Source organism: Alicyclobacillus suci, from assembly GCF_017329615.1.
Lineage (GTDB): Bacteria > Bacillota > Bacilli > Alicyclobacillales > Alicyclobacillaceae > Alicyclobacillus > Alicyclobacillus suci.
On the sequence record NZ_JAFMTW010000005.1, the window covers coordinates 70,585 to 87,787 of the forward strand.

General features: G+C 48.9%; 17 protein-coding genes. 15 read left to right on the plus strand and 2 right to left on the minus strand.

Annotated elements, in window-relative coordinates; all coding sequences use genetic code 11:
• Window positions 1–31: 31 nt before the first annotated feature.
• The 3 genes from J3482_RS04195 to J3482_RS04205 all read left to right on the plus strand — a co-directional run bounded on the left by J3482_RS04195 (window position 32) and on the right by J3482_RS04205 (window position 3,701).
• Window positions 32–991, plus strand: coding sequence for an ABC transporter permease (locus J3482_RS04195; protein ID WP_188332085.1), 960 nt, complete (start codon window positions 32–34; stop codon window positions 989–991).
• Window positions 992–1,083: 92 nt separating this feature from the next.
• Complete coding sequence (opp4C, locus tag J3482_RS04200) at window positions 1,084–1,917, plus strand: oligopeptide ABC transporter permease (protein ID WP_206922100.1); 834 nt, start codon at window positions 1,084–1,086, stop codon at window positions 1,915–1,917.
• A 284-nt stretch (window positions 1,918–2,201) separates the two neighbouring features.
• A complete protein-coding gene (locus tag J3482_RS04205) occupies window positions 2,202–3,701 on the plus strand; it encodes a DHA2 family efflux MFS transporter permease subunit (RefSeq protein WP_146821454.1) in 1,500 nt (499 codons plus the stop codon).
• Between the two features lie 66 nt (window positions 3,702–3,767).
• Here J3482_RS04205 and J3482_RS04210 read toward each other — a convergent pair whose 3' ends face one another.
• Entirely contained in the window at window positions 3,768–4,217 is a 450-nt protein-coding gene (locus J3482_RS04210) for a hypothetical protein (protein WP_206922101.1), read from the minus strand.
• Window positions 4,218–4,431: 214 nt separating this feature from the next.
• On the opposite strand from J3482_RS04210, the gene J3482_RS04215 reads away from it, so the two are divergent.
• The 10 genes from J3482_RS04215 to J3482_RS04260 all read left to right on the plus strand — a co-directional run bounded on the left by J3482_RS04215 (window position 4,432) and on the right by J3482_RS04260 (window position 15,744).
• A complete protein-coding gene (locus J3482_RS04215; RefSeq protein WP_206919000.1) occupies window positions 4,432–5,982 on the plus strand; it encodes a Na+/H+ antiporter NhaC family protein in 1,551 nt (516 codons plus the stop codon).
• 96 nt (window positions 5,983–6,078) lie between these two features.
• Window positions 6,079–7,824, plus strand: a complete 1,746-nt coding sequence (locus J3482_RS04220; protein WP_206922102.1) for an ABC transporter ATP-binding protein — start codon at window positions 6,079–6,081, stop codon at window positions 7,822–7,824.
• Window positions 7,825–7,829: 5 nt separating this feature from the next.
• Window positions 7,830–9,629, plus strand: a complete 1,800-nt coding sequence (locus tag J3482_RS04225; RefSeq protein WP_146821452.1) for an ABC transporter ATP-binding protein — start codon at window positions 7,830–7,832, stop codon at window positions 9,627–9,629.
• A gap of 95 nt (window positions 9,630–9,724) precedes the next feature.
• Window positions 9,725–10,603, plus strand: a complete 879-nt coding sequence (locus J3482_RS04230) for a DUF7847 domain-containing protein (RefSeq protein WP_146821247.1) — start codon at window positions 9,725–9,727, stop codon at window positions 10,601–10,603.
• A gap of 7 nt (window positions 10,604–10,610) precedes the next feature.
• The gene (locus J3482_RS04235) at window positions 10,611–12,098 is read left to right on the plus strand and encodes a hypothetical protein (protein ID WP_223203962.1); all 1,488 of its coding nucleotides are present in this window, start codon (window positions 10,611–10,613) and stop codon (window positions 12,096–12,098) included.
• Between the two features lie 113 nt (window positions 12,099–12,211).
• Window positions 12,212–13,126, plus strand: a complete 915-nt coding sequence (locus tag J3482_RS04240) for a LysM peptidoglycan-binding domain-containing protein (protein WP_206922103.1) — start codon at window positions 12,212–12,214, stop codon at window positions 13,124–13,126.
• 206 nt (window positions 13,127–13,332) lie between these two features.
• Window positions 13,333–13,869: an RNA polymerase sigma factor gene (locus J3482_RS04245; protein ID WP_146821243.1), complete on the plus strand. Its 537-nt coding sequence runs from the start codon at window positions 13,333–13,335 to the stop codon at window positions 13,867–13,869.
• A complete protein-coding gene (locus tag J3482_RS04250) occupies window positions 13,866–14,369 on the plus strand; it encodes an anti-sigma factor family protein (protein ID WP_206922104.1) in 504 nt (167 codons plus the stop codon). Before J3482_RS04245 ends, J3482_RS04250 begins: the two co-directional genes overlap by 4 nt.
• Window positions 14,366–15,235, plus strand: a complete 870-nt coding sequence (locus J3482_RS04255) for a hypothetical protein (RefSeq protein WP_206922105.1) — start codon at window positions 14,366–14,368, stop codon at window positions 15,233–15,235. The genes J3482_RS04250 and J3482_RS04255 overlap by 4 nt, the downstream gene beginning before the upstream one ends.
• A 50-nt stretch (window positions 15,236–15,285) precedes the next feature.
• Window positions 15,286–15,744, plus strand: a complete 459-nt coding sequence (locus J3482_RS04260; RefSeq protein ID WP_188332083.1) for a divergent PAP2 family protein — start codon at window positions 15,286–15,288, stop codon at window positions 15,742–15,744.
• Between the two features lie 51 nt (window positions 15,745–15,795).
• On the opposite strand, the gene J3482_RS04265 is transcribed toward J3482_RS04260, so the two are convergent.
• Window positions 15,796–16,434: a phosphatase PAP2 family protein gene (locus J3482_RS04265; protein WP_206918980.1), complete on the minus strand. Its 639-nt coding sequence runs from the start codon at window positions 16,432–16,434 to the stop codon at window positions 15,796–15,798.
• A gap of 187 nt (window positions 16,435–16,621) precedes the next feature.
• Here J3482_RS04265 and copZ point away from each other — a divergent pair, with 187 nt between their 5' ends.
• Together copZ and J3482_RS04275 are read left to right on the plus strand one after the other, a co-directional pair.
• Window positions 16,622–16,828, plus strand: a complete 207-nt coding sequence (copZ, locus tag J3482_RS04270) for a copper chaperone CopZ (RefSeq protein ID WP_146821234.1) — start codon at window positions 16,622–16,624, stop codon at window positions 16,826–16,828.
• A 68-nt stretch (window positions 16,829–16,896) separates the two neighbouring features.
• Window positions 16,897–17,190, plus strand: coding sequence for a metal-sensitive transcriptional regulator (locus J3482_RS04275; RefSeq protein ID WP_223203961.1), 294 nt, complete (start codon window positions 16,897–16,899; stop codon window positions 17,188–17,190).
• Window positions 17,191–17,203: the final 13 nt, after the last annotated feature.

The window sequence follows — 17,203 nt, forward strand, 5'->3', positions numbered from 1 at the left end:
CCAACTCCCATCGCATGAGAGGGAGTTGAAAATGGGTACTTATATCCTTCGAAGATTGCTTGGAATGATTCCAATGCTTTTTGCCATTACAGTCTTTGTATTCTTAATGATGCATGCTGCTCCAGGTAACGCAATTGAAAGCATGTTAAATCCAAGGATTAAGGATATGGCGGCGCTTCAAGCGCAATTAATTCATCAAAATGGGTTAGATAAGCCTTTGCCTGTTCAGTATGTTGATTGGTTGGGAAACTTTATTCGAGGTGATTGGGGATATAGTTTTGCGCAAGGTGTACCTGTGCGTCAGTTGGTTTTACCAGCTTTGGGGAATACATTAATTCTGGCCGCATTGGCAGAGGTGTTTATCCTGCTAATCGGGGTTCCTCTAGGTATTTGGCAGGCTCGTAGACCCTATTCTTTATTTGATACGTCGACATCCATTGTCAACATTATATTATTTTCAATTCCATACTACATTATTGCGATTTTCCTAATTTACTTCCTGGCCATTAAATTGCATGTATTTCCATCCCAGAATGCTGTGGGCACGGGGCCACAGGCTGGTTCTATAGTAGATCACCTTTATCATGCATTGTTACCAGCATTATCGATTGCTTTGGCGTCAAGCGCCGTTTATAGCCGATATACGCGAGGTTCTATGCTAGATGTATCGAGACGGGATTTTACGCGTACGGCAAGGGCGAAAGGTTTGACCGAAGGAGTTGTCTTTCGTAAACACGTTTTTCGTAATGGCATGATACCAATCGTGACGCAGTTAGGTTTCGATATAGGCTCTCTTGCCGGTGGGGCAGTGATATTGGAAGGGCTGTTCGCGTATCAGGGAATGGGTTATATCACGCTTCAAGCTGCAACGCAGCGGGATTACAACGTGATTATGGCAACTAGTTTAATTATTGCAATAGGAGTGTTGTTAGGCAACTTGATTGCTGATATTTTGTATGCGGTAGTGGATCCAAGGATTCGTTATCAGTAGGGAGCTGGTGGAGAAACATGTCTTTAAACTCGGTGTTCGCAGATTCAATTGAAAAAAACTCCACGAGACGGCGTACAAAGAGCCCAAACCGATTGGCATTTGAGCGATTCATGCATAACAAACTTGCGCTCATCAGTGTCATTATCCTTCTATTAATTACTGTGATGAGTATTGCCGCCCCGCTGATTACGCATCAAAGCGCATGGCAGACATCGTTAATGCAGACAGATTTACCTCCCTCTTCCACGCATTTATTGGGTACGGATAGTGAAGGAATAGACCTATTTGCACGGGATTTGTATGGGGGAAGAGCTGATCTTCTCATTGGGTTCGTAGATACAATCATAACCATGGCGATAGGCATCGTTTTGGGAGGGTTGGCCGGATATTATAGCGGCTGGGTTGACGCTGTGGTCATGCGTATTTGTGATTTTATGTTCAATTTTCCGTTCATTCTGCTGATTATTGTGATTGTGGCGATTTTTAACGTATCAAATATTTGGATTCTCATTTTAGTCATGGGGTTCACCTCGTGGCCGGGTATTACTCGTCTCGTTAGAGGATTATTTCTAACGATAAGAGAGAGCGAATATGTTTTGGCCGCTCAGATTTCTGGGGCCTCTGTGTGGAGAATTATTTTTAAACATTTGCTTCCTAATAGTTTAGGACCATTGGTCGTCAATGCTACACTTTTAATGGCAGGAATGATTGGTGCTGAGGCGGCATTAGCTGTCGTTGGCTTTGGCGTTAAACCGCCATCACCGTCATGGGGAAATATTTTGGCTGGTGCACTAAACTTTTTGACTTTGCAGACGGAGCCATGGGTGTGGGTTCCACCGGCGGCGTTAATCACACTGACAATTCTATGCATTAACTTCATCGGCGATGGTTTGCGGGATGCATTCGACCCGTCGTTTGAAAAGTAATTGTCCCGTCAACCCCTTAAAACTGCTTATTTAGCGATGTTTCGCTAGAATAAGCAGTTTTTTGTTCGTGAATTTGTAATATTTAACCACATGCACTATGGTTGTCACGGTTTGTCCACATTTTTTCCATTGTGTTTTGATACGTGAACTTTGTATTATAAATGACGTTGCTTTTATTTCGTAAGCGAAGGATTTGCACCCAAATTGATCGGGCGCCGACGTGGAAAACAAGTTCCACTTGATGACCGAGCGACTGAATAGAACTTTATTTTATGTTTGGAGTGATGGATATGGACAATCGCGCGCCCAGTACCATACGTACTGGACCTATCTTCGCGATTATTCTGATTGGCGCGTTTGTCGCGTTCTTGAATCAAACTTTGATTAACGTCGCACTGCCGCAGATGATGGACAGATTGCATATCACTGCCACCACTGGAGACTGGCTGACAACGATTTATATGTTGGTCAACGGGATTGTCATTCCGGTTACCGCGTTCTTGATGGATCGCTTTACAACGCGTCAGTTGTACATTACGGCCATGTCGCTGTTTACCGCCGGTACACTGATTTGTTTTATCGCGCCTAACTTTGGATGTATTTTGGTGGGCCGCGTGGTTCAGGCGGCAGGCGCGGGTATTCTGTTCCCCTTAATCACAAATATTATCTTCACTTTGTTTCCTCCGGAAAAACGCGGTGGCGCTATGGGGCTTTTCGGGATTTCCATCAACTTTGCGCCTGCGGTTGGACCGACGTTATCTGGCTGGCTAGTTGAGAATCACTCTTGGCGGATTCTTTTTCTGGTGATTTTACCCATTGCTTTAATTGACTTGATTATATCGATATTTGTCCTGAAAAACGTTTCTGAGACGAGCCGACCGAAGTTGGATGTGCTCGGCGTCATTCTATCGACGATTGGGTTCGGCGGCATTTTGTATGGTTTCTCTACCGCAGGGGATAGCGGTTGGGGCAGCATTGACGTAATCTCTATGTTTGTCATAGGCGTTATCGCACTGATTTTATTTGTTTGGCGGCAATGGGTTGTCGGTCATGCGCTGTTGGAATTCCGCATTTTTCGCTACCCGATGTTTACATTGACGACAGTGATCAACGTCTTGGTCACTATGGCGTTGTACTCTGGCATGATTCTCATGCCGATTTACATGCAAGACGTGCGCGGATTCTCTTCTCTGCTGTCTGGGCTCATGTTGTTGCCTGGTGGAATTGTGATGGGCATCATGTCGCCAATCACGGGACGCCTATACGATAAGATGGGCGCTCGTTGGTTAGCCGTGGTGGGGTTGGCTATCACGTTGGTGACGACTTTCGCTCTGTCCCGCTTGCACACCGACACCAGTTTTACGTATGTCCTCGTTGTCTACACGGTTCGGATGTTTGGTATGTCCATTTTGATGATGCCTATCTTCACGGCTGGTTTGAATGAACTGGCTCTGACGTTGAATCGCTACGGAACGGCGATGGTCAATACACTTCGAATGATTGCTGGTGCCGTTGGAATGGCGCTCTTCGTGTCTATTATGACCAATAGCGGTGCGGCACACACAAAATTGTTGGTCGCGGCACGGCATATTGCCCCGACTGATCATGTTCACATGACGCAGGCAGTCAATGAGGGCACAGTTGTTGGGATTAATGAGGCGTTTATGGTCGCGACGATTGTCACCTGTGTCGCATTCGTGCTCTCATTCTTTATTCAACGCACTTCACCGAAGGAAGATACCATCACCACGCGCGTTCAACCGAAGAAGTCGAAAACCGCGTAATGCAGGCGTTCATCCACAAGGCGTACAGTGACGTGCGCCTTGTTTTTTTATCCCTTCACATGTCGCTTATATATCCCTGTCATATAGAAAGGACGCCACAGAAAAATTGGCTTGCCGGTGGCGTCGCCGAATGCACTCAAATTGAATGGTGAGTGCGACTCGGGTTAAGTCGGGGGCAGGTTGTTCTTTGGGTTTTAGGCAGACTTCCTTTGCTTCATTTGTCCCGACGTGTAGTACAGAAATCGGGTAACCGTCAAGAAATACGTCGGGTGTGAAGACGTGGTTATCTGACCGAAGGAACATGGTGACATCGAGGGCCGGCCCTGTGCCATAGTTGCGAAGTCGAATCGATAATTCGTCAGAATGAACCGTCAATCCGTCAATCGAAAGCACGGGGACAAACGAATCAATGACACTTCTTCGAGTTTGGTAAAGTGAGCACAAGGCAATCGCCAACGTGCCGAGCGACGAGGCAATGGTTGCAGACTCAATCATGTCAAACGTCGTCCACCACAATGGTTGTTCACCTCTTTGGATACGCTTTGAAGCTACTTCATTAGCTAGAATTTTTATTCTGTACTGTTGAACTCACCAGTATGAACAAGTTTTCGTCAATCGTTTTGTTCGGAATAAATCGGTGTCGGATTGATGTGCATGCTTTCGTGCGGACCAAGGCAACTTAAGGTTTGTCTTTGTCTGTGAGGAAACTCGCGAAGGAAGGAGTTTTCACATGTATGGAAGCATCGTGTCATTGGTTCCGTTCTTTGTCGTCATTCCGATTGCCCTTTGGACCAAACAGGTGATTCCTGGCCTTGCGGTTGGGTTGTTTATCGGCGCATATCTCCTGCACCCCTCGTGGCTAGGGGGATTGCAGGCAGCCTTAACATATGTCATTCACGAGACGACCACCAGTGGGAACTTAAACCTGGTCTTGTTCTTGTATGGATTCGGTTCATTCGTCGGATTGATTCGAGTAACCGGGGGTGTTTCCGGTTTTTCCGAGTGGATGGGAAGGCGAATTAAGACGGAACGCGGCGCATTTGCACTTACTTGGGTCTCATCCATTGCCACGTTCATGGCGCCGGATTTTCGCATTATCACCATCGCGCCGGTGGTCCGGCGAATTTTCAACAGGCTGGGGGTGGCGCCTGAAAAAGTTGCGTATGTCATCGATGTAACAGCGACGCCATTGTGTGCCATCGTCCCGTTAGGAACGGCGTTTGTCGGATATATGGTGGGGCTCATGCATACATCCCTGCATCATACGAATACGACCTATACGCCATACAGCTTGTTCTTAGCCAGCTTGCCGTTTAACTTCTTCGCTTGGGTGATGTTGGTGGTTGGCTTCGTTCTGACGTTTTTTGCGCGGCACCACCAGAAGGAAGTATCTTCGGTTGCGGGGGAAGCAGAGCCTGACTATCTACGGTCGCGAAACCGTGTGCACATCGCGCAGAAGTTGCGCCAGTTCACGGCTGCAGCCAGTATGGAGACTGGCGCGGTGGGCGCCGTGGTCTCGGTCGATGCGCATCGTAGGGATACAAAACCCGATGCGGATAAGGACATTCCAGACCCTGTGGAACTTGTTTCAGGGCGGGTGCAGCCTAGCGCCATCAATTTGGTCCTACCGCTCGCCGTCCTGCTTGTTCTGACCATCGCGTTGACTTACGTGTCTGGATTTGCCAACGGAGGACGGGGATTATTCCAAGCGCTCGTTCAAGCTGATGCATCTGCTGCAATGCTTCAGGCGCTGATTATCACTTTGGTGTTTATGTTTGTGTTTTACGCATTTCGTCGTCAGCCTATCGACAGAACCATGTTCGGCTTTATTTCAGGTGGCAACGAGATGATGTCCGTTATCGTGCTGCTGGTCCTCATTTGGGCTGTGTCTGCAGTTTCGAGCGATCTCGGCTTCTCGCAGTTCTGCCAGCGAGAAATCACGCGATTCGTTCCGCATGCGTTTATCGTCCCTGCCCTGTTTGTATTTGGTTGCGTCATTTCCTACTTTATCGGTTCGTCATTTGGAACCTGGGGCATGTTGATGCCGTTGGGATTTTCGCTTGCCTCGACTGGAGCGGGCAGTTTGCCGCTCATTGCCGGAGCTGTGTTTGCCAGTGGCACCTTTGGAGGTTTTGCCTCACCCCTAAGCGACAACACTGTGGCTATGTCGGCGATGATGAAACTGCCGGTGATGGGGTATGCCAACTACAAGACAAAAAGTGCAGCGGTTGCTGCGGGAATTTGTGTCCTGTTATATCTGGTTGTGGAGTGGGTCTTCTGACAGAAGGCCCACTAGCGGTGTTTCATTGAGTTTGCTTCGTGACCAGAAAGTGCGGTATGTTTATAAGGTTGACCTCAAAGTGGCAGGAGGGCATCTATGAGTGCAAAGACATTGATGCGGCAATTTCTTTCAGAAAATAAATGGGCTTATGTCATCTCTATTCTCGCAATTATCATCTCAAATTTTATCAATGTTCAGTTCCCACATATTTTAGGGCGATTTACGAACGCCCTGGAAGCACACCGATTGAATTTGCACGATGTGCTGGTGTATGCAATCTTACTGTTTGTCGTGGGCGTCGTCTATGTTCAATTCTACGCGATTGGCCAGTATCGCAACGGCAAACTCGGGCGCGAGTTCGAGTATTTGCTGCGGCGCCGGCTGTTCGCGCATTGGGAAGTCCTTTCAACCGAGTACTTTCGACATAAGAGTATTGGTGATTTATTGAACCATGCGATGAACGATATTCGGCAGGTTCGCGAGGCGCTCTCTGGCGGATTGAATATTTTAACGAATGCAGTGTTTTTGTTGTTGGCGACCCTAATCATGACGTTTACCACCGTCAGTATGAAATTGACTGTCGTCAGTATGATTCCACTTCTGTTCATCCCATTGTTCATCGTCTGGTTCGGACCACTTATTCGGACTTCTTCACGCCAAGTGCAAGAGGCGCTATCTGACATGTCAGACCTGACCGAAGAAAGTTTAAGTTCGATTCGGTTGATTAAGGCCACCGCAAATGAGGATGTGGAGACAGAGCGATTCCGCGCCAAGGTTGATCACATCGTTCACCAGCAACTCACGTTATTCCGGCGCAGTGCCACATTTCAGGCGTTTATTCCGACCATGAGTTCCATTAGCTTCGCCATCGCACTATTGTACGGAGGCTATCTCACGCTGTCGCATCAGATTCAACTCGGGGCATTTGTCGCATTTACGCTCTATATCGGACAATTGGTACAACCCTTGCAACAAATCGGCTTTGTGATTAACAATTTTCAGCGCGCTTCGGCATCCCTCACTCGGTTGCAGGTGTTGCTCGACGAGCGGCCAAGCATCACGGATTGTGAGCAGCCCATTGAGTTGGGGCACGTTCGTGGCGAGATTGAGGTAAATCTACCTTCCTTTCAGTATGCGGACGGTCAAGTTCCGGCGCTTCGCGACATACGGTTTCATTTGATGCCTGGGCAGACGCTCGGTATTGTCGGGCGTACGGGTTCAGGTAAGACCACCTTGGTGAATTTGTTGCCACGTATTTTCGATCCGCCGGCGGGCACCATTTTTCTCGATGGTCACGATATTCGTGACATCCGCCTCGAAGCGTTGCGGCAATCGATAGCATATGTGCCACAGGATGGTTTTCTGTTTTCGACCTCTGTTGGCGAAAACATTTCGTTTGGGGATGCCAACGCCTCGCGTGAGCAGATTGAAGAGGCGGCTAAGGCGGCGCAGGTGTATGACGATATCGCTTCGTTTCCGGATGGATTTGATACGGTGATTGGCGAACGTGGCGTTACGTTGTCTGGCGGACAGCGCCAACGAACGGCGATTGCGCGCGCGTTTTTGAAGTCCGCGCCGATTCTGATTCTCGACGACAGTCTCTCCGCGGTCGACATGAGGACGGAGAAGCGAATCATTGAGGAGCTTGAGAAGGTTCGGCAACACAAAACTACCTTGATTATTGCGCACCGGCTGTCTGCCGTTCGCCACGCGGATTTGATTTTGGTCTTAGAGCATGGCGAAATTGTGGAACGTGGCACGCACGATGAACTGATTCGCTTGGACGGGATCTACGCGAAAACTTATCATATGCAACAACAGGGGGAGGCGTTGCGCGCATGAGCACGATGGATTCATCTGCGGACAGACAGCGGCGCAAGGCGGGCGTGTCTAGCCTCGGGCGACTGCTTCCATACGCGAAACCCTATGTTTGGCAATTTGCGTTGGTGCTCGTATTGGTTGTCATTTTCAACGCGTCGACCGTGATGCAGCCGTATCTCGTCAAAGTGGCCATTGACAGCGACATCTCGACGAAACATCCTAATTATCATGGGGTTTTGGTGATTGCGTTGATTTACGTAGGCGTTGTCATTATCGGTGTCGCGGCCAATTTTGCCCAGACCGTGTTATTGCAAAATGCAGGGCAAAACGTCATTCGGACAATTCGCTTATCCCTGTTCTCGCACATTGAGCGGCAAGCTATGCGCTTCTTCGATACACGGGCTGTCGGACGCCTCGTGACCAATGTATCGAACGACACAGAAACCGTCAGTCAGTTTTTCACGAACTTCTTTCTAAGTTTGATTCGCGATGGGCTCAGCATCATCATGATTGTTGTTGCTATGTTTGAGCTCAATGGGCGGATTGCGTTGTATTGCATGGTGCTGATTCCGATTATCTTCGCCATCTCGTTTGGATTTCGCGGTCAGTTGCGAAGAGCCTATCAAACCACGCGAACGCGTTTGTCGAACGTCAATGCCTTTCTGGCCGAAAATCTTGCAGGCATGCGCATCATTCAAATTTTTCACCAGGAGGAGCGCCAATCTCGCGCGTTTGAGGAACTCAACGAGTCACACCGCCAAGCCAATGTCTACGAGTACCGTACATCGGTTTGGTTTAATCGGGCGTTTGAGGTACTCGGCAATATCGCTGTGGCGGCGGTCGTCTGGATGGGTGGCGGGGCCGTGTTGAAACACTGGATTGCCTTCGGGACTTTGTATGCGTTCATTCGGTATATCCAGCAGTTTTTTCAACCGATTAACGCCATGACACAACAGTGGAATACACTTCAGTCCTCGATGGTGGCTGCAGATAGAATCGGTCAAGTGTTGGCTGTGCAGCCGGAAATTGTGGATGCGCCAGAGCCCGTGAAAGTCAATCCGGAGAATGTCCGCGGTCGAATTGAATTTCATCATGTCACGTTCGGTTATCAGCCAGAACAGCCAGTACTGAGAGACATCAACTTTGTGATTGAACCTGGACAGTTCGTCGGTGTGGTGGGCGCAACAGGGGCTGGAAAGAGTTCGGTGATGAGTCTATTAACGCGGTTCTACGAACCACAGGCGGGGGACATCACAGTAGACGGTATTTCTATTCGCGCTTACGCACAAGCCGATTTACACCGCATCATCGGTATTGTCCAGCAGGATGTCAGCCTCTTTACGGGGACGGTAGCGGATAACATTCGGCTGTTTCGCGAGGACATCTCCGATGCAAAAGTACATGAAGCGGCTGAAATTGTCGGTGCCGATGCGCTCATCCGGCGTCTGCCAAATGGTTATGCGACGCAACTGTATGGTAAAGGATCGAATTTGTCGGCTGGCGAGCGACAGTTGATTTCGTTTGCGCGCATTGTGGCACTCAATCCTCGAATTCTCATATTGGATGAGGCCACGGCCAGTCTCGACAGTCAAACGGAGGAACTTGTACAACGTGGGTTGCACACGGTAGCGGAGGCTCGGACGACTATGGTTATCGCCCATCGGCTATCCACCATCCGTCGTGCGGACAATATCCTCGTATTGGACAAAGGCCGTCTGGTCGAGCAGGGCACGCATGAACAGCTGGTCGCTGCGTCAGGACTGTATGCCATGCTCGATGCAGAGAGTGGCGTAGAAGCTGGTACACGGGATACTCGGCCGCTGTAAGGGGCGCGTAGATCCATCCAGTGGGCGCCTTGTGCTATGATGTCTATGGTCGCGAACCTTGTCTTGTTTGCGGTTGACACAAAGGGGGATTCCCATTGCAAGTACAAAAACCGCGATCCGTCCGCGACGTGTTTGAGCAGAGTTTCCTGCTATATCGCCGGAGGTTTCGCTTCTTAATTGGCACTGCGGTGGCCATTTTATTTCCATACTATATCGCGAGTGCGTATGTCAGAACGCATTTTTTGCTCACCGATGATCAGGCGGATCAAATTGTTCAGGATATGGAGCAAAAAGGTGATGTGTGGAGCGCCTTATCGACGGTGGTCTCCGTTCGCACAGAGGTCTGGATGTTCGTCCTGTCCGCCGTCTTCATGCTTCTGGTGCTGCCTATCCTCTACGGCATGATTGCGCAGATGAGCAGTAAGTCTCTACAGCATGGCCAGGAGACGACCATTGCGGACGCCGGGAATGCGGCGTTCCGGCGTTTGTTCCCCAATATGGCCACGTTGCTGTTGGCAATCGTCATATATCTCGTATTGGCTGTGTGTTACATGGAACTGCTGTCGCTTGTCACCTACTATTTAGGCGCTGCGCTTGGTGTATTGGCGACGGTTATCGCCATTTTGGGAACGTTGGGGTTCATTGTGGGCGTCGTTGTGTACTTTATTCGGTTTTCGTTTTTACCAGCGATTGTGGTCGTCGAAGGTTTATCGTTTTTCCGCGCAATGGCCCGTTCCTGGCGTTTGACGAAATCCCGCAGCGGACAATTGCTCGGGTTTTATGTCATGCTGTCCATCGTCTGTTTTGTGGCGCAGGTGTTTATGACACTGATTGGCGACATGTTCTTTCAATCGGCGGGCACGCAATTGCTCATTGCAGCCATCATTGGCATGCTCGTTATGCCTTTTGCGCTGACCTGTATGTCCACGATGTTTGTCGAATTACAGTCGCGTGACAGAAACCCAATGAGGTGAGTCGTCGGTGAATTGGTTGCGTAAGCTAGAGTCTGTGATGCGTATTGAACTGTTGCTCTTGCTCGCGTGGATTTGTTTCTTTGCTATCCACGCCGGGGCGCCTTTGACTGATCCCGACACCCCTTGGCACTTAGCCACTGGCCAGTATATTTTGGCGCATCACGCGATTCCGACGACAGATCCGTTTTCTTGGTCGATGCGAGGTAAACCGTGGGTGACCCAGGAGTGGCTGTTTGAAGTGGTACTTGCCTGGCTTGCGCAACACGCTGGGTTTATTGGCATCTGGGCACTGGCAGTATTCCTCCATACCGCAACCGTCTTGGTACTATATCGACTTTGCTGTGACGTCTCTGCGGGACAGCGCATTTTTTCCGCTGTCGCCGCCAGTCTGGGTACGGCAGCTGGCCTCGATTTTTGGGTGCTGCGCCCGCAATTGATTTCCTATACGATGTTCGCCATCTTTTTGTGGATATTGTCGCGCGTGGAACATGGGTATCTCAAGGCCTTGTGGCTGGTGCCACCGCTTATTCTCATTTGGGCGAACGCGCACGCGTCCGTCAGCATCGGTATTATCATGTTGGTATTTGAAGCGGTGATGAGCTTGATTCCGAATGTCGGTCGCCTATCTCGTTTGTCGTTGTCAAATCGGGCGCGGATGTACCTGTTGCTGACTGCTGTCGTCGCGGTTGCCATTGGGTTTCTAAATCCAAACACATATCACGAATTTACGTACGCGTTATTATCGAATAACTCGTTGATGGTCAACAGCATTAACGAGTGGCACTCGCCTGACTTTCATAATCAGTACTACAAGTACGGTGTGATTCCGTTTGTGGCACTTGTGCTCATCTTGCTCATTCTTCGAAAACGTTCGGTTCCGCTTAAATACGTGTTGTACTTTGGCGGCTGTTTTGCGTTAACGCTTGTGTATCAGCGATTTATGCCGTATCTCGCCATCGCTGGGGCACCTTTAATTGCGTTTGGACTCTCTGATTGCTTGCGGGGTCTTTTGCATCCTTCACGGATGTTTCGTTATGTGCTCGGTATTTTAATGTGTGGGGTAGTCGTCGATTTTTTCGTTGCGGTACCGAATCTTCGCGGGTCGGTAGATAAGCATTTTTCTGCGAACGCATATCCCATTGACGCAGTGAACTACCTTAAGCAGCATGATATACCGGGTCCACTCTTAAATGCGTATGATTTTGGCGGTTATTTGATTTACGAGCACATCCCGACGTTTGTCGATGGTCGAACGGATATCTTTCTTGAAAACAATACGTTTCAGGATTATATGGACCTTCAGAACTTGGCTTGGGATGCACCAGAATTGTTAGATCAATACGGATTTAACTCGGCCATTTTGCCGCCTGGATACGCCTTGAGCGTGTATCTCAGTAATAATCCAGACTGGCATGTGGTATATCAAACCGACAATGCGGAGATATTCGTTCGCAACAAGGAGACGGCGAAACGCGTTTCTTTGTCGGGGGAATAGGACAAAACGTGACAAATTATTGCCCGAGCAATTGTCAGCGTCATCAAATAGCCATTTGGGCGGCTGTTGCATAGGTTAGACGGAAGGATGGATGGATAGGAGGATATGCCGCCATGCGTATACATCGCGTCCGCTCAGGTGAGACGCTTGAACAAATTGCTCAAAATTATGGGGTGACCGTACGTGATCTCATCCATTACAATGAGCTTCCCACGCGCAACGTCATCGTACCCGGTTTGGCACTGCTGATTCCCGGTGGGAATCCGATGGCGGTGCAGTCCTATGTCGTACAAAGCGGTGATACACCGAAGTCGGTGGCCGCAAAATTCGGCTTGACGCCTGAATTGTTTAGCCAGTGGACGGGTTATCGTGCAGACGCAACACTTGCCGCTGGAACGAGAATTTATCTCCCAGCGCGGCGGACGACTAAGCGTACCATTGAGGTCAATGGGTATTTGCTTCCGTCCGGAACGCCGTCCGATGCTCAGATTCTTCAGGAACTTTCGTATTTGACATACTTTTGCTCGTTTAGTTATCAGGCCCGCGCGGACGGCAGCCTGGAGGCGCCAAAGGACGATATCGCATTGACATCAGCACGTCAGCAACAGATTCGCCCCCTCCTCACGGTAACAAACTTTGACGGCACCAACTTTAGCCCGACGTTGGCCCATACGATTTTGGCGAATGCGTCGATTCGGCGGCGCGTTATTGATAATTTGGTCTCTACCTGTCGCAACAAAGGGTACGGTGGGGTAAATGTCGATTTCGAGCACATGCAGCCGACGGATCGGCAACTGTATAACCAGTTCATCGCTGCATTGCGTGATAGTCTGCACGTGAGAGGTCTATCGGTTTCCATTGCAATGGGGCCAAAGACGGCGGACAATCCAAATCAGTCTTGGATGGGTGCATTTGACTATCAGACTTTGGGTGAAGAAGTCGATTTCTTGATGTTAATGACGTATGAATGGGGGTGGGTCGGTGGACCTCCGATGACCACCAACGCACTACACCTAGCTGGCTGTTGACCCTGGCTGTTGACGGCAGGAATGAAGATAACTTTGAGTAGCCCCCAAAACACCTCTCCTCGTCTTTGCTCCTTCATTGCCATTGCGAGATTTTATTCAAATCGAGATGAACGTTTTGAATAACTTGACCGTCCATAGACATTGTAACGACTATGGCTCGCGTCGCGGGAAACGCATGTGCACCTGGTAGAGGGGGTGGTCCGTATTTGAACCAAAATGATATTGATCTGATTCGACACGCACGCAAGGGAAGCACAGAAGCGTTTACAGCCATTGTGAGAAATTATAAAAACTTTGTCTATCGGACTGTTCTTGCCATACTACAGAATCGTCAGGATAGCGAAGATGTTGCACAAGAGGTATTTATCAAGGCATATCGTGCACTCGCTGGGCTGCGCGATGCGCGGACTTTTCCTTCGTGGTTAGCACAAATCGCAACACGAACTGCATTGGACTTTATACAATCAAAGCGGAAAAACCAAACTGTAGAACTCGATTCGGAAAAGTTTGTTGTGAACGACGATATCCATCGTGCCGCAAATATTCGATTAGATTTGGAGAATGCTTTGGGACATTTAAGCGAAGAACATCGCGTGGTCACCATTTTGCGGGTCAATGGCTTCGACTATGAAGAAATTGCACAGATTCTCGGCATTCCAATCGGCACAGTGCGGTCGAGATTGCACAACGCAAGGATGCATCTTCGTCAACTCTTACAAGACGAAAGGGGCGACAACGGATGAGTTGCCACGAAATCCAGATGTATTTAACAGCTTACGTCGATGATGCGCTGGAAATAGACAAGCGAAACAGGGTCGAACAACACTTACGGCAGTGCTATGACTGTCAAGCACTCGTCAAGGAATTACAACAGACGACAGCGCTTGTCTTTGAACAGTTGAATCGGACAGTTGCACCGATAAACTTTGAGGATAGTGTGATGCAACAGATTGCTGGGGTGTATCAAGAGCGTCAAGTCCGACGTTTTTCCATTTTTTATTTAGCTTGTGCGCTGATTGGAATTGGCGGCTTCGCAGCTGTGCTCCTTTCACCGGTCGGTACGTTCATCCGGGTGTTGTTTCACTTGTTCCTGGCAGTGTTGAATGGTTTGAGCTTTGTTCCAGCTTCCTTGGGGCACTGGTGGATGGTCTGTATTTTGCTCTCGACGATAGTGCTTGTGGGAAGTTCAATTTTTGGCGTTTCCCGGGTGCTTCGCTCGTTACAAAGTGAGGTCGTTCTATGAAGCGTTGGCTAACCTGGATGATGTTGATTGTCATGTGTGCTGTTGTTTCGGTAGTGCCATTTATTCATGTTCGCAACGCGTTGGTCGCGAGGGATAATCATTCGATTATCAGCCAGCAATTGACTACAATTCCGAAGGGGCAGGAAGTTGCTGATGTGCTCGTCGTCGGAAATGATGTCAAAGTATCAGGGGATGTATACGAAATTTTGGTGGTCGTGAATGGCAACGTTCAACTCACGTCAACTGCACGAGCAGGAATCGTCGTGGACTTGGGTGGGGCGATTCACGAGGCGCCGGGTGCCCATATCAATGCATTATACCATGCGGCACTTAGTACCCCATTTTGGAACGGAATCTTCGTAGGTGGGTTGTTGTCCGTTCTCGTCTGGGGAGGATTATTGGTTCTCAGTATCGCTGTGGTTCTGTTATCAGTTGTGATAACCCTTGGGTTACGCAATCATGTAACCATCCCCATGAGAATCCTTGATAACTCGATTCGCAAAACCGGCGTCACTGGTTTTTTGGTGAGTGTCGCGGTGATGGCGATAATCGCTTTGTTGGCTGTGACGCTGATTGGTTTGCCGCTGGCCTTTGTGTTGGGTTTCTTCTATGCCATTGCAGGGGCCGTTGGTTTTTCCTTGATTTCTCACTGGGCAGGGAAGTTGGTATTGCGAAATTCGGGGATAGAACGACCAGCCTGGCTGACCTCTTTACTGGGTTCTAGTCTCATGGTGGCGTTTTGCAATATCCCGTTTATCGGACTTCTTTTATTTTGCTTCTTTTGGCTAATCGGGGTTGGTGTGACGACGATATGGGTGTGGGGGACTTGGCGTTCGCGTAAACACAAGGCGGCATCGGAATCATGAGGACGGTAAGTTCGTCATTGAATAGATGTGATTGGAAACGGGGAAGACGATTGAGTAACGCTGGAGGATTTGTTTTAGTAGCATCTTTTATGTCCATGTTTCTTGCCCAATTTGCCAAGGTCGTATTTGTTCGTATCCGACAAAAATCTTGGCAGTGGCATCAGTTTACCAACAGTGGCGGAATGCCAAGTTCGCATTCGTCGTTGATGACCACGTTGACCGTTTGTATGTGGCTCCTATTTGGCTGGAAATCACCTTGGTTTGCGATTGCCTTTGTATCCTCGGTCGTGGTCATGTATGACGCGATTGGTGTAAGGCGCCAAGCGGGTGAACAAGCCATGATTTTAGATGAACTGATGTCGCAAATTCACGATGCTGGCGTAGAAATTGACTTGTCCGTATTTGATCGATTTCGACACTGGAAGCGTCAGGGGCATACACCGCGCGAAGTTGCTGGGGGTATCGTTGTTGGGATTGTGGTGGCGTTTGTCGCGTATAAGTTTTTTTAGGTCGAGAGATGAATGAACAAATCGGCGCAGGCATTCCTGCGCCAGTTTTCGTTATGCTAAGTGAGAACGCCCCTTGCTTTGTTTGGCAGATCTTGCAGATGGACCGAACTTAAATATCTTCGCGATACGGGTGGAAAGGGGATATATGAAGCGTGAAAATGTCCACATGATTTTCCCTGAAAGGATACCAACGACCATACCTGCTAATACATCTGTGGGGTAGTGAACGCCAACGTAGACGCGGGCAAACATGACGATGATTGCAATCACCGTAAATGTGCGACTGATGCGTTTCGTGTTATGTCCCCATGAGCCTCCTGCGAAGCCCCAACTGCCTGATGCGTGATCGCTCGGAAAGGAGGCGTCGGTGTTATGTGCAACCAGTTCTGTGTAGGTTCCGTGTGGCAAAACGGTAAATGGGCGCGGGCGGAACCAAACGTGAGAAATGACGACGTTTATCACGAGGGCCAAAATACCTGAAAGACCTGCCATCACCAAGGCGTGACGGTGTTCAACATCACGTTTCGGAAGTGCGAAAAAAGCTATCACAAATAAAACAGCGTAAATTTCGAGCGCGTCCTTGGCAAAGAAGATCATGATTTTATCCAGCATCGGGTGATGTCCTGCTAAACCGTTTATCAAATGGTATAGCGTTAAATCAAACGGGTTTGCGTATGCAACATGAAACATGAAATCACTCCTATACGAACAGTATTCACAAAAGGGTTACAAACAGATAGACGGGCGGAATTGAAAAAGGTTCACGGAGAAATGAACTTTTGTCCTGTGTCTTGATCATTCATTTGAATGAATTGCCAAGCAATTTGACTTGAATACGGTACGGGGGTATAGTAATTGGTGAAAGGGGTGTTGACGTATGACTACAACGACTATCCCGGTTCAGGGAATGACTTGCAGTGGTTGCGTGAATTCTGTGACCAAGGCACTTACTGCGGTTGAAGGGGTACAGAAAGTGGAAGTCAGTCTGGAACAAAATCAGGCAACCGTCACGTTTGATGAGTCGAAAGTAAGCATGGCCAACTTGAAGGATGCGATTGAAGACGCAGGTTACGACGTCGCGTAAACTTCATGGAGGGAATGGGGCGATACGGTATCGCCCCATTTTCGCCAGCAAGGGTGAGGTGCTGTTTTTTGAGTTCAGAACACAATCATAGCTATGGAGCGAATAAGGCGGCGTTACTTAGCCGGTTAAAGCGAATTGAAGGTCAAATACGAGGAATTCAAAAGATGATTGAGGATGACCGGTATTGTGTGGACATCCTCACACAACTCGCAGCAGTTAAGAGTGCTACACATCAGGTCGCGTTGAATCTCTTGGATTCGCATACTCACCATTGTGTCAAAGAGGCACTCACAAATGGTACAGATGGCGAAGAAAAAATTGATGAGCTGATGGATGTGGTGCGAAAGTTTACCAAAGGGTGAGGGAGGTGCCCTG